The 21,146-nt window shown below is 59.4% G+C and carries 22 protein-coding genes and 3 pseudogenes; 9 read left to right on the top strand and 16 right to left on the bottom strand.

Annotated elements, in window-relative coordinates:
• Positions 1-458 precede the first annotated feature (458 nt).
• Positions 459-3,239 carry an ATP-dependent Clp protease ATP-binding subunit gene (locus tag PH547_RS29575; RefSeq protein WP_285170215.1) on the top strand — a complete coding sequence of 927 codons (2,781 nt, stop codon included), beginning with the start codon at positions 459-461 and terminating at the stop codon, positions 3,237-3,239.
• 764 nt (positions 3,240-4,003) lie between these two features.
• Entirely contained in the window at positions 4,004-4,192 is a 189-nt protein-coding gene (locus PH547_RS33875) for a LuxR C-terminal-related transcriptional regulator (protein WP_350223755.1), read from the top strand.
• A 257-nt stretch (positions 4,193-4,449) separates the two neighbouring features.
• Here the strand turns inward: PH547_RS33875 and PH547_RS29570 are convergent, their stop codons facing one another.
• The 3 genes from PH547_RS29570 to PH547_RS29560 form a co-directional block, all read right to left on the bottom strand.
• Positions 4,450-4,833 (bottom strand): type II toxin-antitoxin system VapC family toxin, encoded by a 384-nt coding sequence (locus tag PH547_RS29570; protein ID WP_285170214.1) that lies wholly within the window; start codon positions 4,831-4,833, stop codon positions 4,450-4,452.
• Positions 4,830-5,030: a type II toxin-antitoxin system VapB family antitoxin gene (locus tag PH547_RS29565; RefSeq protein WP_285170213.1), complete on the bottom strand. Its 201-nt coding sequence runs from the start codon at positions 5,028-5,030 to the stop codon at positions 4,830-4,832. Before PH547_RS29565 ends, PH547_RS29570 begins: the two co-directional genes overlap by 4 nt.
• A gap of 705 nt (positions 5,031-5,735) precedes the next feature.
• Positions 5,736-5,990, bottom strand: coding sequence for a hypothetical protein (locus PH547_RS29560; RefSeq protein ID WP_285170224.1), 255 nt, complete (start codon positions 5,988-5,990; stop codon positions 5,736-5,738).
• On the opposite strand from PH547_RS29560, the gene PH547_RS29555 reads away from it, so the two are divergent.
• On the top strand, positions 5,895-6,098 hold the full coding sequence (locus PH547_RS29555) for an ATP dependent DNA ligase (RefSeq protein WP_285170221.1): 204 nt from the start codon (positions 5,895-5,897) through the stop codon (positions 6,096-6,098). The genes PH547_RS29560 and PH547_RS29555 overlap by 96 nt on opposite strands.
• Before the next feature lie 148 nt (positions 6,099-6,246).
• On the opposite strand, the gene PH547_RS29550 is transcribed toward PH547_RS29555, so the two are convergent.
• The 7 genes and pseudogenes from PH547_RS29550 to PH547_RS29515 all read right to left on the bottom strand — a co-directional run bounded on the left by PH547_RS29550 (position 6,247) and on the right by PH547_RS29515 (position 10,598).
• A complete protein-coding gene (locus tag PH547_RS29550) occupies positions 6,247-7,389 on the bottom strand; it encodes a sensor histidine kinase (protein WP_285170212.1) in 1,143 nt (380 codons plus the stop codon).
• Positions 7,390-7,963: 574 nt separating this feature from the next.
• Positions 7,964-8,325 (bottom strand): annotated as a pseudogene (locus tag PH547_RS33985) (SPW repeat protein).
• Positions 8,326-8,356: 31 nt separating this feature from the next.
• Entirely contained in the window at positions 8,357-8,692 is a 336-nt protein-coding gene (locus tag PH547_RS29535) for a DNA-directed RNA polymerase subunit omega (protein ID WP_285170209.1), read from the bottom strand.
• Positions 8,689-9,063, bottom strand: coding sequence for a hypothetical protein (locus tag PH547_RS29530; protein WP_285170223.1), 375 nt, complete (start codon positions 9,061-9,063; stop codon positions 8,689-8,691). Before PH547_RS29530 ends, PH547_RS29535 begins: the two co-directional genes overlap by 4 nt.
• 92 nt (positions 9,064-9,155) lie before the next feature.
• Positions 9,156-9,443, bottom strand: a pseudogene (locus PH547_RS29525) (NADH dehydrogenase ubiquinone Fe-S protein 4); the annotation flags it as partial.
• Between the two features lie 70 nt (positions 9,444-9,513).
• Positions 9,514-10,023: an Hsp20/alpha crystallin family protein gene (locus PH547_RS29520; protein WP_285170208.1), complete on the bottom strand. Its 510-nt coding sequence runs from the start codon at positions 10,021-10,023 to the stop codon at positions 9,514-9,516.
• Between the two features lie 98 nt (positions 10,024-10,121).
• Complete coding sequence (locus tag PH547_RS29515; RefSeq protein WP_285170207.1) at positions 10,122-10,598, bottom strand: Hsp20 family protein; 477 nt, start codon at positions 10,596-10,598, stop codon at positions 10,122-10,124.
• Between the two features lie 228 nt (positions 10,599-10,826).
• Between PH547_RS29515 and PH547_RS29510 the strand changes: the two genes are divergently transcribed.
• Positions 10,827-11,048 (top strand): hypothetical protein, encoded by a 222-nt coding sequence (locus PH547_RS29510; RefSeq protein ID WP_285170206.1) that lies wholly within the window; start codon positions 10,827-10,829, stop codon positions 11,046-11,048.
• Positions 11,049-11,088: 40 nt separating this feature from the next.
• On the opposite strand, the gene PH547_RS29505 is transcribed toward PH547_RS29510, so the two are convergent.
• The 5 genes from PH547_RS29505 to groES all read right to left on the bottom strand — a co-directional run bounded on the left by PH547_RS29505 (position 11,089) and on the right by groES (position 17,007).
• Positions 11,089-13,299, bottom strand: a complete 2,211-nt coding sequence (locus PH547_RS29505; RefSeq protein WP_285170205.1) for an amylo-alpha-1,6-glucosidase — start codon at positions 13,297-13,299, stop codon at positions 11,089-11,091.
• 10 nt (positions 13,300-13,309) lie between these two features.
• Positions 13,310-14,404 carry a glycosyltransferase family 4 protein gene (locus PH547_RS29500; protein ID WP_285170204.1) on the bottom strand — a complete coding sequence of 365 codons (1,095 nt, stop codon included), beginning with the start codon at positions 14,402-14,404 and terminating at the stop codon, positions 13,310-13,312.
• An 89-nt stretch (positions 14,405-14,493) separates the two neighbouring features.
• Positions 14,494-14,913, bottom strand: a complete 420-nt coding sequence (locus PH547_RS29495; RefSeq protein ID WP_285170203.1) for a hypothetical protein — start codon at positions 14,911-14,913, stop codon at positions 14,494-14,496.
• Between the two features lie 97 nt (positions 14,914-15,010).
• A complete protein-coding gene (gene groL, locus PH547_RS29490) occupies positions 15,011-16,639 on the bottom strand; it encodes a chaperonin GroEL (RefSeq protein ID WP_285170202.1) in 1,629 nt (542 codons plus the stop codon).
• Positions 16,640-16,692: 53 nt separating this feature from the next.
• Positions 16,693-17,007, bottom strand: coding sequence for a co-chaperone GroES (gene groES, locus PH547_RS29485; protein WP_285170201.1), 315 nt, complete (start codon positions 17,005-17,007; stop codon positions 16,693-16,695).
• Between the two features lie 279 nt (positions 17,008-17,286).
• On the opposite strand from groES, the pseudogene PH547_RS29480 reads away from it, so the two are divergent.
• The 5 genes and pseudogenes from PH547_RS29480 to PH547_RS29460 all read left to right on the top strand — a co-directional run bounded on the left by PH547_RS29480 (position 17,287) and on the right by PH547_RS29460 (position 19,448).
• Positions 17,287-17,557, top strand: a pseudogene (locus PH547_RS29480) (usg protein).
• Positions 17,558-17,650: 93 nt separating this feature from the next.
• The gene (locus tag PH547_RS29475; protein WP_285170200.1) at positions 17,651-17,941 is read left to right on the top strand and encodes a hypothetical protein; all 291 of its coding nucleotides are present in this window, start codon (positions 17,651-17,653) and stop codon (positions 17,939-17,941) included.
• A 347-nt stretch (positions 17,942-18,288) separates the two neighbouring features.
• The gene (locus PH547_RS29470; protein ID WP_285170199.1) at positions 18,289-18,765 is read left to right on the top strand and encodes an Hsp20 family protein; all 477 of its coding nucleotides are present in this window, start codon (positions 18,289-18,291) and stop codon (positions 18,763-18,765) included.
• A 72-nt stretch (positions 18,766-18,837) separates the two neighbouring features.
• Positions 18,838-19,137 carry a DUF982 domain-containing protein gene (locus tag PH547_RS29465; protein WP_285170198.1) on the top strand — a complete coding sequence of 100 codons (300 nt, stop codon included), beginning with the start codon at positions 18,838-18,840 and terminating at the stop codon, positions 19,135-19,137.
• Positions 19,138-19,298: 161 nt separating this feature from the next.
• Positions 19,299-19,448, top strand: a complete 150-nt coding sequence (locus PH547_RS29460; RefSeq protein WP_285170197.1) for a hypothetical protein — start codon at positions 19,299-19,301, stop codon at positions 19,446-19,448.
• Positions 19,449-19,673: 225 nt separating this feature from the next.
• On the opposite strand, the gene PH547_RS29455 is transcribed toward PH547_RS29460, so the two are convergent.
• Positions 19,674-21,035 (bottom strand): PAS domain S-box protein, encoded by a 1,362-nt coding sequence (locus PH547_RS29455; RefSeq protein WP_285170196.1) that lies wholly within the window; start codon positions 21,033-21,035, stop codon positions 19,674-19,676.
• Positions 21,036-21,146 lie beyond the last annotated feature (111 nt).

The following is a 21,146-nucleotide window of genomic DNA, read 5'->3' as shown; positions in this document are numbered from 1 at the left end:
TAAACTGGTGGCATGGCATGATATCGCTTCTGAAGCGGAATGTTCTTTGACAGTCCGGCAAATGCGGGGAGATCACCGCCGTCGGAAGACATCTGTGGCGCAGTTTCCTTCCCCGCCGCTGGCTCAGCAGGTGTGTCGTATCCTCGAAAAACATGGATTGGAGCCTCGATTCTGGAGCTGAGGTCACGATACTTCAATTTGCGTGCAGCGCTATCTATCTGAAAAAGTTGAGCGCAGAGTCTTTCGATCATGTGCGAACCACACGCATGGGAACTATGGCTGTTCGTGGTTGTTAGTGGCTTGGCGCTCCTCGATGGACCGCGATCGCCGGATCGCTCGCTAGTTGAGAGGGCTACCAAGCCGCAGGGCAGTGCCGTGCTGCGACAAGGGCGGTGAATTCACCCTCTGGCCAAGGTTGGCCGAAGCTCACTCAAGCGAACACAACGGAGGATCTGGAGATGGCAGATGGACAATGCGATATCTGCGGCAGGCCCGCAACCGTCAGAGCGCAGGTGACCACCAATGGTCGCCGGCAGACAATGGATCTCTGCGACGAGCATTACCAACAGATCGCGCGGCGGAGCAGAGGCCGATCGGCCTCGCCTCTCGAGTCTTTGTTCCAGCACAGGGGCACCATGTTCGAGGACTTCTTCGGTGATAGCCTTTTTGATGACAAAGGGTTCCTGGACCCCGGCGACCGAGGTAAAGATGCGGCGGGCGCTCAAGGCGCGCAGCGCGGCAGGCGCGCCTCGGCCGGACTGGCCGAGCGGCTGAGCGAGCAGGGCGACAAGATCCTGCAGGAGGCGGGGAAGAAGGCCGTCAGCCTCGGCCGGCGCGAGGTCGATACCGAGCATCTGCTCTTCGCTTTGACCGAAAGCGAGGTGGTCCAGGCCATCCTTGCCACGTTCAAAATCTCGGTGGATGACCTGAAGCGACAGATCGACACCGATGCGCGGCGCGGCGACGCCAAGCCCGATGAGACGACCGAGATCAGCGTCAGCCCACGCGCCAAGGACGCGCTGGCCCGCGCCTTCGCGGCTTCGCACGACCTCGGCCACAGCTATGTCGGCCCCGAACACCTTCTCATCGGCCTCGCCGAGGAAGGTGAGGGCCTGGCGGCGGATCTCCTGAAACGCTACGGCCTCACTCCGCAGGCGCTACGCCAGCAGGTGACGAAGGTCGTCGGTCGCGGCGCCGAGGAGGGGAGTGTCCAGGCTCCGTCTGCCACGCCGAACCTCGACAAGCATTCCCGCGATCTGACGAAACTCGCGCGCGAGGGCAAGCTTGACCCAGTGATCGGCCGCGCCAGAGAGATCGAGACGACGATCGAGGTTCTTGCCCGGCGTAAGAAGAACAATCCCGTTCTGATCGGCGAACCTGGCGTTGGAAAGACGGCCATCGTTGAGGGCCTCGCGCAGCGGATCGTCGGGGGCGAGGTGCCCGAGGCGCTCCGCGACAAGCGCCTCGTTGAGCTCAACATCAATTCCATGGTGGCCGGGGCGAGCTATCGCGGGGAGTTCGAGGAGCGTGTCCAGCAGGTACTCAAGGAAGTTACTGAGAACCGCGGCGACATGATTCTCTTCATCGACGAGCTGCATACCATCATAGGCGCAGGCCAGGGCGGCGAGGGTGGGCTCGACGTTGCCAATACCTTCAAGCCGGCGCTGGCAAGGGGCGAGCTCAACCTCATCGGCGCGACGACGCTGAACGAATACCAGAAGCACATCGAGAAAGACGCGGCGTTGGAACGCCGCTTCCAGCCGGTTTTTGTGGCCGAGCCGACCGTCACCCAAACTATCATGATTCTGCGCGGCCTGCGCGACACGCTAGAGGCACACCACAAGGTCACGCTGACCGACGAGGCGATCCTCGCCGCGGCCGAGCTCTCGGACCGCTACGTCACCGGCCGCTTTCTGCCCGACAAGGCAATCGACCTGATCGACCAGGCGGCGGCGCGCGTGAAGATCTCGGCCACCGCCCGACCGGCCGACGTCCAGGATCTCGAAGCCGAGGTACATCAGATCAAGCGCGAACAGGACTATGCCGCCTCGCGCAAGAATTTCGCCAGGGCCTCGGACCTGAAGGAACAACTCGGGGCGAAGGAGACGGAGCTCCGCGCGTTGACCGAGACGTGGAAGCGTGACCGCGCCACCGGCTCGGCCGAGGTGCGCGCCGAGCACGTCGCGCAGGTGGTCTCGAAGCTGACCGGTATTCCGGTGACCGACTTGACCGTCGAGGAGCGTGAGCGCCTGGTGAAAATGGAGGAGAAGCTGCACGAGCGGATCATCGGTCAGGAGGAGGCGATCAAGGCAGTCTCCGACGCGGTGCGGCTCGCCCGGGCGGGCCTGCGCGAGGCACGCCGTCCCGTCGCGACCTTCCTCTTCCTTGGGCCAACGGGCGTCGGCAAGACCGAACTTGCCAAGGCACTGGCCCAAACCGTCTACGGGGACGAAGACGCCATGGTTCGCATCGACATGTCCGAATACCGCGAGCGGCACACGGTGGCGCGGCTGGTGGGCGCGCCGCCGGGCTATGTCGGCTATGAGGAGGGCGGGCAGCTCACCGAGAAGGTGCGCCGGCGTCCCTACAGCGTCCTCCTTCTGGACGAGCTCGAGAAGGCCCATCCGGACGTATACAACATACTCCTGCAAGTCTTCGACGACGGCCGGCTGACCGATGGCAAGGGGCGCGTAGTCGATTTCACTAACACGATCATCATCGCCACCTCCAATCTTGGCTCCGAGCTCATCCAGAGCAATCTCGCCCGACGAGGCACGGCGCAGGAAGACCCCGTCAAGCTGAAAGCCGATCTCATGGAGGTGATGCGAACCCATTTCCGGCCGGAATTCATCAACCGGATCGATGAGATCATCGTCTTCCAGTCACTCTCGAAGGGGGAGATCCGAGCGATCGTCGAGTTGCAGCTCGAACGGGTAAGGCGGACCGCGCTTGCCCAGGGCGTGACACTGGAGCTGGACGACTCGCTGCTGGAGCATCTGGCGTCCGAGGGCTATCGCCCCGAATTCGGCGCTCGCGAGCTCAGGCGCTTGATAAGGAGCGAGCTCGAGACTGAGCTTGCACGCGCCATGCTGGCTGGCGAGGTGGTCGAAGGCGCAAAGGTGGTCGCGCGCTGGGACGCTAAGGACGACAAAGTTGCCTTTCGCATCCAGCCGCCCGCAGAGGCGGACACGGGGCCCGCGCAAGAGGCAAAGGAACCCGAAGCCGCGGCGAGCGAATAGGAGGTGGCGGACCGGGGTCACCTGGACCCAGAGGGAATAGGTGGAGGTCTAACAAAGCATCTCCGAAGGCATCGGGTGAGAAGATAATCCCGATCAGATGTAGGATCTGCTCGCCAGGTCCACATTGCCGACCACCTATATTCTGCCGCGAACGAGAGGCGGTGCGTGATCGGACCATGGGCAGCGCGATGCTCTGCGCACTTGCCACAAGCTGCGTTCTTGATCCTGCCCCGAACTCTCGCACGTTACTGTCGAAGTGGAGTGCGTATGGCGAAAGAATGCTCCTGATCGAATCGTCAGCGCCAAGGAGTCTGAAGCGCGCAGTCTCGCGCGTCTGGTCCGCCTGGGCGGGTATCACGCCCGTATCTTCGATAGGGCCGCTGCCTTCCTCGACATCGCGCCAGTCCTGGCGTCGGGCTCTGTCCTGGTCGACCTCCGCATGGAGCGGGATGACTCTCGATTCCGCGCCGCGCAGTACGTTCTATCGCTTTGCCGACCATTGCACTCGATGATGCCACGGCTGGGGCTGGCGCAGCCGTTACAGCAATGAAAGCCGGTGCGGTCGACTTCATCTTGTTCAGCGAAGAGGCTGTACTGAGAGACAAGCTGGGCGTGGTCCTCGCAGAGGCCCATGCAGCAGTGCGTCCCGCGGCGCGAAACGAGGAGGCCAGTGCGCATATTGCCCGTCTAACGCCACGGGAACGCGAAGTTCTGGTCGGGTTAGTTGATGGCGGCACAACAAGACTATCGCTTAGGCCCTTGGCATCAGTCCACGAACCGTCGAACTGCATCGATCTCAGGTGATGAACAAACTGGGAGCCGGCAGCTTGACCGAATTGGGCCAGATTGCGCTTGCAGCCGGCATTGCACATTCCGGAGCGGGCGGAAATTTACCTAGTATTTTTCCGGATGTCTCGACGACTTGCGAAAAGAAGGATGCGCTAGCCACGTGATTGCAGTGACACAACTTTATACTCAACAAAGCGAGGAACCTCCTCCCGCGGCAGGTTTTTTCGTTTGAGAGTTTGTCCATCTGGGTAAGACAGCACTCTTTCGGTCCCCTTAGCTGCTGTTCTGGTGCCCAAGCTTCTGGCCGGATAAGAGTATCGATGTAAAAGCAACCCATTTGAGCGGCGGGTCGCCGGTTCGAGTCCTTTCAAGGAGGAGAGATTGGAAAAAGTCCGACACCTTAGCGGCATTATTTCGGCATTTAGTTGCGTTCATTGGCCGGCGTATGCAGTGAAGCGCCCGCCTTTTCGGCCGCTGCCTTTAGCCGCTTGTCTCTGGTCCACAAGGCCGCTCGCTGATCAAGCAGGACCGAGGCCAGCAAGTGGGCATCTGTATAGCCAATGCCCATACTAAAAATGCCGCGCTGATCAATCATCGTCATGACTTCGTCATGTGTTGCAACAAACGCTTCGCGCTGGGCTGCCAGGAAAGCTATCACGCTGCCGCGATCGCGAAGGCTCCCGAGCGCCAGTTCGCCGATGACGGCTGGGTGGCAAAGTAGGCGATCGTCCTCGATAATCCTGCGCAGCTCTGCATCGAGATGGCCGAAATGATCAATCCATATTGAAGTGTCTGCTAGTATCACTTGGCCGCTGTACTCCGGCGGCGTGGGGCTGCATCTGCATCGGGCATGGTTCCTCCGAGCGCGATGAGGCGTTTTCCGGACTCCACTCGCACAAGCGTCTCCAACGCTTGGCGGACTAAAGCGGCCGTTTCTTTTGTGCCTGTCAGGGACCTTGCCCTTTCCATGAGAGTGTCGTCGAGGTTGATCGTCGATCGCATCATCTAGTTCCTTTGTTCTCTTGTTTTGAATAGCACCATTTGGTGATGAAATCTACGCCTGGATTCCACTCCGGCGCGACCGGAATCGTACTATAAGTCAAGCGGTGTGCACATTATTCGCAAACGGCCGGGAGCGATCGGAACTTAAGCGGGAGTGTTTATTACCCAGCGCGATGCGCCGACAGCTTGGCCAATGAAACGGAGAAATTCCAGGGGTCTGCGGTTCGAATCTGCTCATGCGACCCAGGTTTTATCTGTGTCAGGGCGGATAGGCGGTCACAGTGTCGTCGGCGGCGCACCATAACTCCATGCCAATCGAGTAAACCGAATGCTGGCCGAATGTTTATGATCGGAAGGCAGATTCAAAGATTTGAAACCTAACCGTAGGTTGATCATGGTCTACGACTGCTTTGAGGCGCACATTGGAAGATCAGCGTTTTTTCATAAGGCCTTTGCTGCTGATAGGGATTATCATATGCGCATCAGCGTTGGCCCTCGAAAGGCTCGGTCTTGCTGTTGAGAAGCTCGTTGTGCGGCAAGCCGGATGATTTCCTTGCCTTTCCGCTCACGGTGATCCTGCCCTTTGCGGCCCCTTTCTTTTTGGTTCGGATGCGGAGTACGCGGACGTCTGAGGGCGCGCTGATGCGGCTCGCGGCATTCGCGCTCATTCTCATGATACTTGGTGTGCCTACCTTCGCCCTCCCTCTACCTCTTGGGTTCCCCATCGCCTTTCTGATTGTCAAATTGTTCGAGACACGCATTCCCGATCCGTAAGGTCGCTTGCATAGCGGCTCGCGCGTTGTGCAACGCGAGACGATCCGTCTCCGGCAGGATCTCAATAAGATCAAGACGGCGAAACCGCCCATAGAGCTTCAGCGCAAAGGCGCGATCGGGGTACAGCCAATCCTCATCGCTGAAATCGAGTATCGAGCTTGGACGCATGACGGAAAACTTCGGCATGCCTCCTACAAAGGCCTGCGTGAAAGACAGGATAATGCGGCAGTCTATCGAATTGACAGGGAATCGTATAGCGACGATCAGGATGAGACGGCGTATTGCCGCACGTAACGATGCTCCCCGAGATTCGCACGTTGCCTCATTCATTTTGCTCCCAGGCGCGTGGCTGCCTCGAGGGTCAATCCTCGCGCCCGGAGAACGCCCGGTTGCATATATGAGGATCCTCGGGCCAGAGCGCTCGTGAAGCAGAACCTCATTCTCATTCGTCCACGGAAAACTCGAGACGATAGTGAAGGCCGCGCGGCTCGTAGAGAAGCTCAGCTTTGCCCCTCAGTTCATACGCTACGACATCCTCGAGGAGGCGAGTGCCGAAGCCGCTGCGTTTTGGTGGTGTAATCTCTGGCCCGTCCACCTCCTGCCAAGTAATCGAGAGCTGGCGGCGCCCATTCAGCTCCTCCACATACCAACCGACACGCACCCTACCTTGGGCGGCGCCGATCGCCCCATACTTGGCCGCGTTCGTCGCCAATTCGTGAAGCGCCAGACCGAACATACGAGCCTGTCTCGGCGACAGGCGGACCGATGCTCCTTCAATAGCGACCTTCTTGGGATTATCCTGTCGATAGGGCCCAAGAAGCTCGCCCGCGAGCGCCAGCGCATCCACCCGCTCGTCGCTGCTTTCGAACACGAGGCTCTCTGCCGCCGAGAGTGCTTGGAGCCGATCGATGAAGGCGCCGCGGAACTCTTCAGCCGTTCGCCCCTCGGTCGACGTCAGTGAAGCGAGTGCGCGAATGAGGCCTAGTATGTTCTTGACCCGATGCCCTAGTTCTCGCGCGAGGACACCCTGCTCTCGGGCCGATCGCCGGAGTGCATCGTGCGTACGAACGCGCTCGATCGCCGCCGCAAGAAGATTTGCGTAGGTGCGCAGGAACGCGATATCGTCCTCGCCAAAATTCCGCGGCTCCTGAGCATCGACCTCCAGCACCCCGAACGGTGCATGTCCCCCCGCGATGATGACGTTGATCATACTTTTGACACCATGCCGCAGCAGCACATCCGGCGTCTTGAAACGATCTTCCACATTGAGATCCGGCGATACGACAGGTTGGTCGGCCCTGAGCGCGTAGCCTCCTGGGGAGTCTTCGTTATCACCAAACGTTTCGTGACCAACGACACCAGGTTCCCAGTTGACGCCGCTCCGGATCAGCATCTCGCCGCGGTCCGGGAAATGCTCCAGCACCTTCACTAGGGGAACATCGAGCGCCGTGGAAACCAGCTCGCAAGCACGATGAAGCAAACTGTCGATGTCACTGCAGTGAAAGGCGAACAGCCCGAAATCGGCTAGAGCAGCGCGTTGCGCTCTCAGTCGCTCTTCGACTCTCCGGGTTTGCCCGTTGGTCATCATCCTCTCCAGTATCGGGCCAACGTCCATCTTACTCAAAGGTTCCGGCGAGGCAATGCGACCAATACCCGCTCAGAAGCACCATTTCTCTCGATAAGCTTCACCAGATCCGCGCACTCTATGATGAATCTCTGGATCGCAGGCAGCGTCGGCATCCTATCGGCGCCAGTGTGCGAGGAACGTGATACTGCATCCAAATAACCAGGTGCGCGAAAAATGTTGCTTGGCGGCCGTGCTGAAACGTCGTGTTCGACGCCGCGCAGTTTTAATAATTGCGCAATTCATGAAGGGACGGGCCACGAGAATGTCATTAGTCACAATCCTTCGCGTCAAAAGCACAGCTTGGGCCTTTTGATGTCACACATCATCACGCCGAGCTGCCCCGGAACAAAGCATGCGATCGCCGGTTTTTCCTTCGGAGGAATAAAATCCCGCCTATTCAATGGTGGGACAAAACCCTGACGTTGGAAACGAAGCATCTCGGGCGGGCGGTCACGATCACCAGTACCGAACGGGCGGATTGAGGCACGAGGGCAAAAAAGAACGGGCCCGAACCAGGGCTTGTTCAGTTGGCTTATGCGGTCGACCACGGACGGTTATGGCCGAACCAGATGCTGCCGGCGGCCAATACCGCGACGATAATGCCGGCGATGACATGCGCCCACATGGCTGCGGTCACGGCTGAGAAGCCAAGGACCCACGGAGCGACAATGGCCCATATGCCCACCAGGTTTACCCACTCCTCTGCCTCGTGGAAGGCGTAGAGCGCAGCGACCGCAACCACGGCGATGGCCGCGCCGACGATCACCCATTCCAGGCGGCATAAGTCTCGCGGTGAAGCCAAGTAACCAGGGTGAGATCAGAAGAACCAAGCCCGGCAACGATATTGACGATATCGAAAGCCGTCGGGTCGTTCGAAGACAGGGACTTCAGCATCGTTCACTTCTCCTCATCGATGGTTGCATCATCAATGAACCGCCTCCTGCGGACAGGAGACGGGTGCGGCGGCAGCGCTTGAACGGCCGTCGCCGCATAACTCGGGTGTGGTGGACGGAGCAGCCAGGAGAGGTGCGCCTGCCGGCGATGGGAACAGGTTCGGCGCCAGTTCATCCTCAACAAACGTCCCGTTGGCGATCTCCAGCAACGCAAGCTCGGTTGCGTTTACGCCCTGTCGGTCAAGTCTTGGCTCCGCGCCGCGGTTAAGCGCACGGCTGCGGGCGGCCGCGGCTAGCGCCAAAACAAATCTGTTCGGCAGGATCTTCTGGCAATCGAAAACGACATGCGGATCCATGGAGCGCCTCATGCAGCTTTTCGATCGGTCACAGAATCGGATCGCCTGGATTCTACTTCCCGCTCGAGCGCAAGCAGCGCCTGGTCGACTTCATCAAGGCGCGAGGGACGCTCGTTCTCCGGCATGCTTTCGTTGATGGCCTGATCGAACAGGTACTCGGTCTGGGCCCAGTTCATCAGGATCGAGCGTTTGGCTTGGAGCGACAGCGTGCTGTCGGTGACAACATCCATCGGTGAGGACCAGCTTTCTGGTCCCGACGGCTCATTAGGGGTTGCCGCGCCGTCGAGCGCCTGATCATAGCTGTCCTGAAGTGCCGAAAGGCCGAGCCGCTCCAGCGTCGTGTCGGAGAAGGCATGAGACGTCCGCTTCGGTCGTTGGACCAACGGCCGTCTGGTCCGTTGGCCGGCTTGGCCACCCGCCTCTGCACAACGTAGCTCAGGCCCTGCCGCTCGGCGTAGCGAATGGCGGATTCGAGCGTGGGAAATTCCAGCTCGACCTGCGTCAGCGTGTCGTCGCCACCCGTGTACCCCATCAACGGCTCGATGAAGGGTGCGCGGCGACGCTCGAAGAGGAGCCGCCATCCCTTGGTTCGCGCCGTCCCTGACGTCGTCAATGAGCGAGAGGGTTTAAAGATGCGAGCAACGGCATCCGCGGGAAACAGAGACCGGCCAAAAGAAAGTTGGCTTCGGAGGTTGTCGTTCGAAGCGCGGAAACCGGATGTCGGCGTCACGATTTCGTGGTCTGTCTCTCTTGAAGTCTCCATCGTTCATCCCTCCCTGTTGGCGAAGGATACTGGCGGCCGCCCAAAGGCCGGCCGCCAGGTGGTTAATCGATCAGCTCTTGATGGCGATGCGCTTGACCTGCGACTGCGCCTTCTCGCTCTTCGGCAAGGTCACGGTCAGCACGCCGTTCTTGAAGCGGGCATCGACCTGGTCTTCCTTGACCTCGACGCCGAGCGGGATGCGGCGCTCGAAGCGGCCGTAATAGCGCTCGCTGAACTGGCGATCCTTGTCCTCGTTCTCGGAGCGCTTCTCGCCCTTCAGCGTTAGGACGCCGTCGTTGAGCAGGACCTCGATGTCCTTCTCTTCAAGGCCGGGCACTTCGGCCGTCACCTTGATCTCCGTGTCGCTATCGGAAATCTCGACGCTCGGCCAACCAGCACTGAAGGCGGTGCCGCTGCCAAACGACGGCAGGCCGGAACCGAAACCGCGGAAGACGTCGTCGAACAGACGGTTCACCTCGCGATGCAGCGACAGGAAGGGATCCCGATCGTCGTCGCGCAGGACACTCGGAACCTGGCTGCCATTGTTGCGGCCCCAGGGAATCAGATCACGAACACTCATAGTTTTCTCCTTTCTGTTGGTTCAGTGAACAAAGCTTCTCCGGTGGCGCCGGACGATGTGCCCGGCGCCGTCTTTGCTGACTGTGCTGTTGTTGGAGCTTAAGCCGCCTGCATATCGGCCGCGATCTGCTTCGTCTCGGCCTTTGGCAGAACCATGTCGGTCGAAATCGCGATCTGGCGCGGCTTCATCGCTTCCGGGATTTCGCGCTTGAGATCGACGGTCAACAGACCGTTGGCAAGGCCGGCTCCGACGACCTTGACGTGGTCGGCGAGCTCGAACCGGCGCTGGAACGAACGGCCCGCGATGCCGCGATGCAGATACTGCACATCGTCGGCATTTGCCTTCTGGCCCGATACGAAGAGCATGTTCTGCTCCTGGGTGATCGTCAGTTCGTCCTGCGTGAAGCCTGCCACTGCCATGTCGATGCGGTATTCGTCCTCACCGGACTTGACGATATCGTAAGGCGGCCAGTTGTCGATCGTGTCGACGCGGCTTGCAGCCTCGAGCGCATTCAACATTCGGTCGAAGCCGATGCTCGACCGGAATAGGGGAGAAAAATCGAGGTTTGTCCTCATAGCCATATCCTCCTTGTAAGCAACATGGATACAAGGAGACGCCAAGAGCACATGGCGCCTCCTGGACTATTCGATCCCCATCGGGCAATCGAACAATATTGATATAATTCAGCGGCTTGCAGTTTCAAGAGCTCTGGAGTTGCCGGGCGCAAAAAATTGATTTTTTCGTTTCAGTCTCCAGATTCGGGTGAGGCCAGATACAAATAAGTCCAGAAAGGAGCAATGGATATGACAATGACTTCCGACGACGTCATCGCCATCCTTGGGCCGGTCGATGAAACGCTGGTGGCTGAGGTCATCGCGACGGGTGCCACACAGGCTGAACTCGCCGAGGCATTGGCCTGGACCAAGAACGATGAAGCCTTGATGAGTGAGGGACGGCCGTTGCCCTCTGGCAGGACTGCCGCCCTGGTCGATCTGTTGGTTTCGGACGAAGACGAGCCGGAATAGGCAAGGCGGCAACTATGCCGCCTTGCAGATGCTGCCTGGTCTATGCCGTCGTGAGCACACGGATATCGCCGCGGCGGTTGACAACGTCGACCACGACACGGCGGCCGGATCGGCGGACCGCAACATCGGCTGAGCTATTGCCGACCTGCAGGCGCCGCAAGGTGACCTCGTTAAGGAAGGAGGGCAATTGCGGCTCGTTGAAGCCGATGCAGTGAGCATTCGGATCGAAGTCGAGGCCCAGGCAGGATTGCAGCAGGAAGAGTGGAGCCGCTGCTGCCCACGCCTGTGGCGAGCAGGCAACCGGATAGAAGGTCGGCCCTTGTGCGCGCTGACGCGGCAATCCGCAGAAGAGCTCCGGAAGCCGACGCAGGTCGATATAGGTCGAAGCCGCAAACAGGCCCTCGAAGATCCGCGCCGCTTCAGCGCGATAGCCATAGCGGGCAAGCCCGCTGGCGATCAGGGCATTGTCGTGTGGCCAGATAGAGCCGTTGTGATAGCTCATGGGATTATACCGCGCCTCGGTCGATGGGACCGTGCGGATACCCCAACCGCAGAAGGAGGAGGCGCTCATCAGCGTGCGGGCGACCTGTGCGGCTCGTTCAGGATAAGCGATTCCGGTAAACAGCGCATGGCCGGCGTTGGAGGAGCGGACCCTGCAAGGCTGTTTGTCCGCGTCGAGCGCCAGCACGTAGGTGCCGAGGTCCTCGTCAAAAAAACTCGCATCAAAAGCACGACGTAAGCCCTCTGCCCGGGCCAGGAACTTTGCCGCCCGTTCCGGCCGGCCAAGCTCCCGAAATATCTCGGCCGCCGCCTGCCAGGCGCCGTAGACATAGGCCTGAACCTCGGCGATCGCGATCGGTCCCCTCGCCAATGTGCCGTCAGCATGGAAGACCGCGTCCTGACTGTCCTTCCAGGCCTGGTTGATCAATCCTTCTTCCGTTAGGCGTCCATATTCGACAAAACCGTCGCCGTCACGATCGCCGTGCTCGTCGATCCAGGTCAGCGCCGCCTCGATATGCGGCAGGAGCCGCTCGATGGTGGCGAGATCTCCGGTCCGTTTGAGATACTTGCCGGCCAGCATCACGAAGAGTGGGGTGGAATCGATGCTGCCGTAATAGCGGCGGAAAGGAACCTCGCCGAGTTCGGCCATTTCGCCGCAGCGCACCTCATGCAGGATCTTTCCGGGCTCGGCATCCGAGGCGGGATCGACCTCCGTCGCCTGGTTGGCCGCCAGATGCCCGAGCACGCCGCGGGCGATCTGCGGGTCGAGCCAGAGCGTCTGAAGTGCGGTAATCAGCGCGTCGCGGCCGAAAACGGTGCTGAACCAGGGTATACCGGCATAGGGACATGGCCCTTCCGGCTTGTCGGTCATCAGCATGTAGAGATCGGAGACGTTCCGCCGCGCGACCTCGTTGAAGATCTCGTTGGACGTCACGATCGACGCCGCGCGCGAGGATGAGGCTCTCAACGCCCGGCGGGCATCTCGCAGGGCAAAGAAAAAAGAGCGATAGCCTGGGCGCTGGGTTGCCGTCTGGTCGCAACCGATCTCGATGAAGAGCGACCGGGTTTCGTGTGGCGCCAGGTCGAGATCATAGACGACATGATCGCTGCTAAGTTCATCCGGCTGCGGATCGAAGGACAGCCGCGTCGATCGTTTGCGGTTGTCCAAGCCTATATAGGAGAGCAGGATCGCATCCTGCTCCACGATGGCTGGAAGATGCCGTCCCCTCCTGGCTCTCACCGTTCCCCGCACCTCGAACAGATCGGCAAAATCAGCCCCAAATCCGATCTCGATGCGGACATGCTGCGGTCGATCGTCATAGTTCCTGACCGTCAGCCGCTCGTAGCAGCATGCATTCCAGAGGAAGCGGGTCCTGCGCAGATGGATCAGGTCGTGGCCAAGGGTGAGCTTGCCCTTGTCGTCGAAGTGATCGGGATTGGTCAGGTCGCACCTCAGGGTGGCGTTGTCGTCGCGCAATGTGGACGACAGCAGCAGTGGCCGCTTGCTGTTGATCGTCAGGTAGAAATGGGAGAGATAGCGCGTATCCCGGTGAAAGAGGCCTTCCGGGCTACCCGGCCCAGAAAGTGCATCACCATTGTGGTCGAAGACGGCGAAGGTATCGCCGTGCTTCAGGGTGCACGGCCGCCGCTCCTGCAACGAGGCGGCCGCCGGGATGAAGAATTGTGCCACCGGCGCGGCTGACCCTACCGATCCACCGGATGGCTTGCTGCCTACGGAAACGACCGACATGCTTTGTCTCCTATGCCACGACCTGCAGATCCAGATCTTGGCCGCTGGCGCGGCGAAGCGGCGCCGCCTTCGTGCAAACGCCAGGCAAGCTGCGATAGATATCGAGATAGTCCCGCGCCATCCGCTCTGCGCTGAAACGCTTCTCGAAGGCCGCACGAACTTTCCATCGATCCATCCTGAGCGCCCATTCGACGTTCTCGACCGCTTCCGTCACGCTGTCGACGAGAATGCCCGAGGCACCATTGTCGATGACCTCCGGCACGGAGCCGCATCCGAACGCGATCACCGGTGTACCACACGCCATCGCTTCGATCATGACCAGCCCGAAGGGCTCAGGCCAGTCGATCGGGAACAGCAGCGCGCGGGCGTTGCCGAGGAAGTCGGCTTTCTGGTGCTCGTTGATCTCGCCGATGAATTCGACATTCGGATGGCTCCTGACCATCGGTTCGATCACTGTTTCCCAATAGGCCTTGTCGGCATCATCGATTTTGGCTGCGATCTTCAGGGGCATGCCGACCTTTGCGGCGATCTGGATGGCCCGGTCCGGCCGCTTCTCCGGCGATATCCGTCCGAGGAAGGCAAGATAATCGCCTTTGGGTTTTTCGATGAAAGGCAACAGGTCGACCGGCAGGCCATGGTAAACCGTTCCGGCCCAGTTGACCGGCGGCATCGGGCGGCGCTGATCGTTGGAGATCGAAACCAGCGGAATATCGGGAAAAGCCTTGTAGAAGGGCTTGAGGTCCGGCAGGTCGAGGCGCCCATGCAACGTCGTGACCGTGCGGTCTGCGAAATCCCGAATCAGCGGAAAATGCAGGAGATCAATATGGAAATGCAGCACGTCGAATTTGTGCGCCCGCCGGCGGATCTCCTCCAGCATCACGACCTGATGCGGCAGGTGATCCCTGACAGCCGGGTTGAGCCTGAGTGCGACATCCGAGCATGCTACCAGGGTGGCCTCGGTAGTGGAGTCACCGCTAGCGAAAAGCGTGACGTCGTGTCCCTGGCGGACAAGTTCTTCAGTGAGATAGGAAACAATGCGCTCGGTTCCTCCATACAGCTTGGGCGGAACGCTTTCGGCGAGCGGTGCGATCTGAGCGATCTTCATCGGCAAAACCTCCTCAAATGAGCAAAGAGTCGTCGGCAAAAATCAGGGTCGCGTCCTCGAAGAGACGCGCGTCAAGTCAGATGGAATGTCTAGATCTCGAATGGCTGTCTGCGACGTTCTCCTTTCCGGTAGCTGCACAAACCGAGACCGCCAAACCGGCGCACTTGCGGTCGCCGTCTGCGGGTCCCGTGGACATTGAAGGAGCTGGGCGAGCCTTGCTCTCCGGATTGTTGATCGTCTTTATCCAAGGTCTTCAGCGCTTTGATGATTTCGTCATAGGAGACGGCCTCATCGGTACCCGGATACAGCCTAAGGGCTGGAACGGACTCGATGGCGAAGATGTCGGAAGCCCACGAGGCGAGAATAGCTCGTTTCTCTTCCTTGCCGATGCCGTCGGCGGCAAGCACGTCACGCGGGTGATCGAAATGTTTAGCCGGATGAAGCAGATGCCCGGCGCTGATCGTGGCGGTGGCTTCCTCCGGTATCGAATTGATGTTTTCCTTTCTCATAGCTTTGCTCCATTGATCTTGACCGATGGAACCCGAATGGTTGGACGGCGCGAAGAGAAGGCCCCGCCGGCAGAGGGCGCGGGCCTTCCCGACCGCTCTAGAAGTCCATGCCAGCGCCAGCCGGCAGTGCCGGTGCCGCGTCCTTCTTCGGCTTTTCGGCAATCATCGCTTCAGTCGTCACCAGCAGGCCCGCAACAGACGCGGCATCCTGAAGCGCCGTGCGCACCACCTTGGCCGGGTCGATGACGCCCTGGGCATAGAGATCACCATATTCGCCGGTCTGCGCGTTCCAGCCATAGGAGAAATCGGCCTTTTCCCGCAACTTACCGACGACGACCGACCCCTCGGCGCCCGAATTCTCGGCGATCTGACGAACCGGTGCTTCGATCGCCCGGCGAACGATGTCGACGCCGACGCGCTGGTCGTCGTTTTCGGTCTTCAGCCCGCCGAGCGCGTTGACGGCGCGCAGCAGCGCCACGCCACCACCCGGCAGGATACCTTCCTCGACCGCGGCCCGCGTCGCATGCAGTGCATCGTCGACGCGATCCTTCTTTTCCTTGACTTCGACTTCTGTCGAGCCACCGACGCGGATGACGGCAACGCCGCCAGCGAGCTTGGCAAGGCGTTCCTGCAGTTTTTCGCGGTCGTAATCGGAGGTGGTTTCTTCGATCTGGGCGCGGATCTGGGCAACACGCGCGTCGATCTCAGATTTCGAGCCGACGCCGTCGATAATCGTCGTGTTTTCCTTCTCGATGGTAACCCTCTTGGCCCGGCCGAGCATGTTCAACGTCACATTCTCGAGCTTGATGCCGAGGTCTTCGGAGATGACAGTGCCGCCCGCCAGGATGGCTATATCTTCGAGCATCGCCTTGCGGCGATCGCCGAAGCCCGGAGCCTTGACGGCAGCGATCTTCAGGCCACCGCGCAGCTTGTTGACGACGAGCGTAGCAAGGGCTTCACCTTCGACGTCTTCAGCGATGATAAGGAGCGGCTTCCCCGACTGTACTACGGCTTCAAGGATGGGCAGCATGGCCTGCAGATTCGACAGCTTCTTTTCATGTATGAGGATATAGGGATCCTCGAACTCGACCCGCATCTTTTCGGCATTGGTGACAAAATAGGGGCTGAGATAGCCGCGGTCGAACTGCATGCCTTCGACGACTTCGAGTTCGGTTTCGGCGGTTTTGGCTTCCTCGACCGTGATCACGCCGTCGTTTCCGACTTTCTCCATCGCCTCGGCCAGATATCGGCCGACTTCGGCATCGCCATTGGCGGAAATCGTACCAACCTGGGCAATCTCGGAATTATTGGAAATCTTGCGGGCATTGGTCTTCAGCTCCTTGACGACGGCTTCGACCGCGACATCGATGCCGCGCTTCAGATCCATCGGGTTCATGCCAGACGCGACAGCCTTGGCGCCTTCCTTGACGATCGCCTGGGCGAGCACGGTTGCTGTCGTGGTGCCGTCGCCAGCGATGTCGTTGGTCTTCGAAGCAACTTCGCGCAGCATCTGTGCGCCCATGTTTTCGAACTTGTCTTCGAGCTCGATTTCCTTGGCGACGGTGACGCCGTCCTTGGTGATGCGCGGTGCGCCGAAGGACTTGTCAATCACGACGTTACGACCCTTCGGGCCGAGCGTAACCTTCACGGCATTAGCGAGCACGTCGACCCCACGCAGCATGCGTTCACGTGCATCGGTGTGGAACTTGACTTCTTTCGCAGCCATTTCTTCAACTCCTCAATAGGCAGCTATCTGACTGGTGATTTCGGGTAGATGGCTCAAGCGGCAGTCTTCTGCTCGGCCTGGGTTTCGATGATGCCCATGACATCGCTTTCCTTCATGATCAGCAGATCTTCGCCATTGATCTTGATCTCGGTGCCGGACCATTTTCCAAACAGGATACGGTCGCCGGCCTTGACATCGAGCGCCTGGATCTGGCCGGCATCATTGCGCGCGCCGGGACCAACTGCGATAACCTCGCCCTCCTGCGGCTTTTCCTTGGCGGTGTCCGGAATGATGATACCGCCCTTGGTCTTTTCTTCCGATTCGACCCGGCGGACGAGAATGCGATCGTGAAGTGGTCGGAACGACATGTTTTCCTCCGATGGACAAACAATAGTGACGTTGTTCCCCTGGCCGGACCGGATGACCAGTCCGGGCGGGTGCAAAACCTCTTGTCGAGCGTTTGCGCAAAATGATCTGGTTTTGCGATTTTTCGAATTCAAGAGGCGAAGCGAAAAAATTAGCACTCATGTTCGTGCGCTGCTAACGCACTGGAAAGGAACAACAAACTGAGGGGCGGCGTTAAAAATTCCGTTGATGGCCACAAAATTTTGCGCCACCTTCGCAGTGTCATGAAACAGAGATGAAGTATGCAATTCTCATCGGATCTGGAACGTCAGCTCAATGGCTATGGGCTGACAACCGCGCACATTCTCTACCGAATTCCCGATTTCGAATCCGGCTCCAGACCTACTCTGGCAGGACTACTGTCTGGCTCCCGATTTTCCTGAGATGCACAAGTTCCTGGAGTTCTGGCAGGCGAGCCTGGATGGCCCGCTGCATTGCGTCCGCTATACCCATCAGCGCCTGATCGGACCCAATGAATGGCGCCGTGTCGAAGGCGAGTTCAAGCTTCACTGATCTTGAAACCGAAATTTTCCCTTCCTAGCTGTTTCGCAGCTGAGGCTCGATGAGCTCGGTCAGTATCGCACGTCTGTTCAGAGTGAGACCAAAATGGAAGAGAAGATCAAAATCATCAAGAACTTGAGCATCGAGGAACGCGAAGAGGTCTTTGTCGACATCGCGCGCGTCCTGGAGGGGACCGCACACGAGGCCTATGTCGAAGGCAACCGGCACTTTGCCGCGCTGTCGGCGAACATGGCTCAGGCAATCCGCATCAATGCCGATGAACTGGCGCGCGACGATGTTGAAAACGCCGAGCGGGTGTTGCTACAGGCCACGTCCATGATCTCGCAGTTCAATGCCGTTCATCCCTACCGGATGGTCAGTAAGGCCGTGCACTGACGATCACGGTGCCTTCCCTTCCTCGCGTGATCGTCGCACTATGACGATTGCGCTTTGGAAAGCCCGACCAGCGTGGCATGCAGGCCTCGCTTCGCCGCTGTATCCCTAATGACAGCGAGGACCAGATCCGGTGATCGGGGGATGACCAGGCGATTGACGACGTGAGCGATAATCTCCTTCCGGGAATGACCGCACATGACAGTCGAAGTTTTTTCTGCTGGCGCTCTTGAATCCGAAAATCGCAAAAACCAAATCGATTGCTGCCAGCCGCTGAGACAGGGCTGGCCGTGCTGGGAGCGGCGCTTTCGGCGCTCCCATACCCATGTTGCTTCAAGGAGGATATGGCTATGGCAACATCTTACGATTATGCACCCCTCTATCGTTCGAGCGTCGGCTTCGACCGGGTTTTTAATGTTTTGGAAAACGCCCAGCGCGCCCGTTCAGTCAGCGACTGGCCGCCCTACGACATCGTCAAGACCGACGATGACAGCTATCGGATTTCGATCGCTGTGGCCGGTTTCGAACAGAACGATCTCGACATCACCTTCCAGTCCAATCTTCTCACCGTCACCGGCAAGAAGCAGGAGATGGCGGCCGAAGGCTACCTTCATCGGGGCATCGCCGGCCGGCCGTTCGAGCACCGGTTCGAGCTCGCCGACCATGTCAGGGTGAACGGCGCCAATCTGAAGAACGGTCTTCTATCGATCGATCTGGTTCGGGAGGTCCCCGAAGCGCTGAAGCCGCGGAAGATAGACATCCAGACCAACCCGGCTCGGACCCAACCGGCTTCCCCGGCGCAGATCGAAGCGCAGAAGGCTGCTTAATCAGAACTGAGGAGTAAAGGGTGCCGTCGTGACGGCACCGCGTCGACATTCCGGGTTGGGAAGGAGAGCGTCATGAAACCCGACATGTTCAAGCAACCAGTGTCCATCCTCGTCGGCCTTGGCTTTCCGGCCAAGGTCCGCGGCGTCATGGATGCGTACAAGCGCCTTTGCGAATGGCCTGAATCGCTGAGGGATACCGCCCACTCCGTGGCACTGAAGGCGTGCGGTGCTGCGCTGCTCGGCGAGATCGAAGCGGAGACCGCGCGCGGTCTGTTCGCCGCATTTGCTGAGAAACACGATCTACTGGCGCCGGAGATCGATGCCATCGCCGCGTCTCACCTTCGGCGAGACAGAGATCCGCACCTGCGCTAAGGAGGGGTCGGAACAAGAGCGGTGCGAAATCGTACGCGGCCTTCATCAACCAAAGACAGCCACGGCGGATTAGATGGTAATGCCTCGGCTATGACTACGGCGCATTTGGCGGCCGGTAGCAGCGCGGATGACCTGCTGCAATTGTAGTGCAGGAGGTACGCGTGGCAGGCCAGGATCCGTCCGCGGCGAAACCGGAGAAGTTCGCAGAAACGGAGCCGACCGACGGGTTGTGGATCGACGACCAGAACCGCATCTATCTCAGCACCATGCAAAACGACGGCGTCAAAATCCTGGGCCGGACGGGAAGGTAACGCCAGTCCTCCAAGATAGTCCGGCTCCGCTGGCCCGATACCTTCTCGCAGGGACCGGATGGCACAATGTACATCACCGCATCGCACATCCAGGATTCGCCCTGGTTTCATCAGGGATGGAGGGATGATTCATTTACGTTGTTCAAAGTCACGTCGCGGAGATGAGTTGGGATAGAGAAGGAGGTTCTTGTCGGCTGCGATCGGAGCGACCGGGCTCATCGAACGTCAGCTACGATGATCCGGTCCTGGCAATCGATCGATGAGGGAGGACAAAGCCATCTCGAAATCACAGACAAGCCCGGTATGGGCGTAGTCCGCCACAACATGTCCTCCGAGTTCTGACGTCGTCACCGCCTTTATAAGGCGAGACCCAAAGCCCTGACGCGACGGAACAGTAACCGAAGGGCCGCCGCGCTCCTCCCATCGCAGGTTTAGCACTGGCCCGTCCGGGTCGCTGCTGTTGGCAACGGACCATCGAAGGAGTACCTGGCCGCCATCGACAGATAGGGCTCCGTACTTGGCCGCGTTGGTTCCAAGCTCATGAAGCACCAGGCTAAGCGGAAGAACTGCGCGAGCATTGACGAAGACCTCGTCACCTTCAACCTGGATGCTGTCCTCGGGATAGGGCGACATTGCTTTGCGGACGATGTCGTGCAAGCTCGCGCTCTCCCAGTTGGAAATCGTCAGGAGATCGTAGGCCTTGGCCAAGGCTTCCAGTCTGGCCTGAAGCACTGCCTCCTGACTATCTGGGGCAGCGGGACCTAACGTCTGGCGAACCACCGCGTTGACCGTTGCGAGCACATTTTTCACCCGATGCGTCAGCTCCCCAATCAAAAGGTTCTGCAGCCGCTCCGCTTCTTTTCGTTCGCTGATGTCTCGTGCGATCTTCGAGGCGCCGACAACGTATCCATTTTCATCATAAATCGGCGAGACCCTCAGCGAGACATGAACCTCGCTGCCGTTTTTATGGAGTCGCCGCGTCTCGTGCGGCTCCACATGGCCACCGGCCTTGATGCTGTCGATGATGACATTCTCTTCGTCGACGATGTCAGGCGGGAGGATGAGAGTGGCGGGCCGTCCGATGGCCTCCTCGGCAGAATAGCCATAGAGCTTCTCCGCGCCTCGGTTCCAGCTGCGTATGTTCAAGCCAAGGTCGATGCTGATGATGGCATCATCGGAGGAAGCAATGATGGCTGCGAGCTTACGCGCCTCCTCCTGGGCCCGTTTCCGTTCGGTCACATCTACGGTCACCGTCACGGCCTGTATTATCTGGCCGCTGTTGTCCCGGATGACGGATACCGAGTTGGACACCCATACAAGAGTGCCATCCCCTCGGACGTACCGTTTTTCGATGTCGAAGCTGCTGCCGGTCTCCACCATTCGATGGAATTGCTCAAGGTAGCCGGGCAGGTCGTCCGGGTGGGTGATATCCTGCATGCGCAACTTAAGCAGTTCCGTCTCCGGATACCCAACGATCTCGCAATACCTTTGATTGACGGTGACAAAGCAGCCATCGAGATCGGTCAGGGCTATGCCGCCCGTCGTCTGCGCAAAAATGGCTTGCAACCATGCGTCATTCTGCGTCAATCCGGCCTCCGCGACAGCACCCATCAAGGTGTAAGCAGCTTAAATGCCTACATACTAAGGACTAATTCCGACATCGAAGACATCGGGTCAAGCCCGCGATCCGTTTGATAT

Source organism: Rhizobium cerradonense, assembly GCF_030182455.1.
Classification (GTDB): domain Bacteria; phylum Pseudomonadota; class Alphaproteobacteria; order Rhizobiales; family Rhizobiaceae; genus Rhizobium.
The sequence above is the reverse complement of the archived record's forward strand: the minus strand, read 5'-3'. Positions and strand labels throughout refer to the sequence as shown.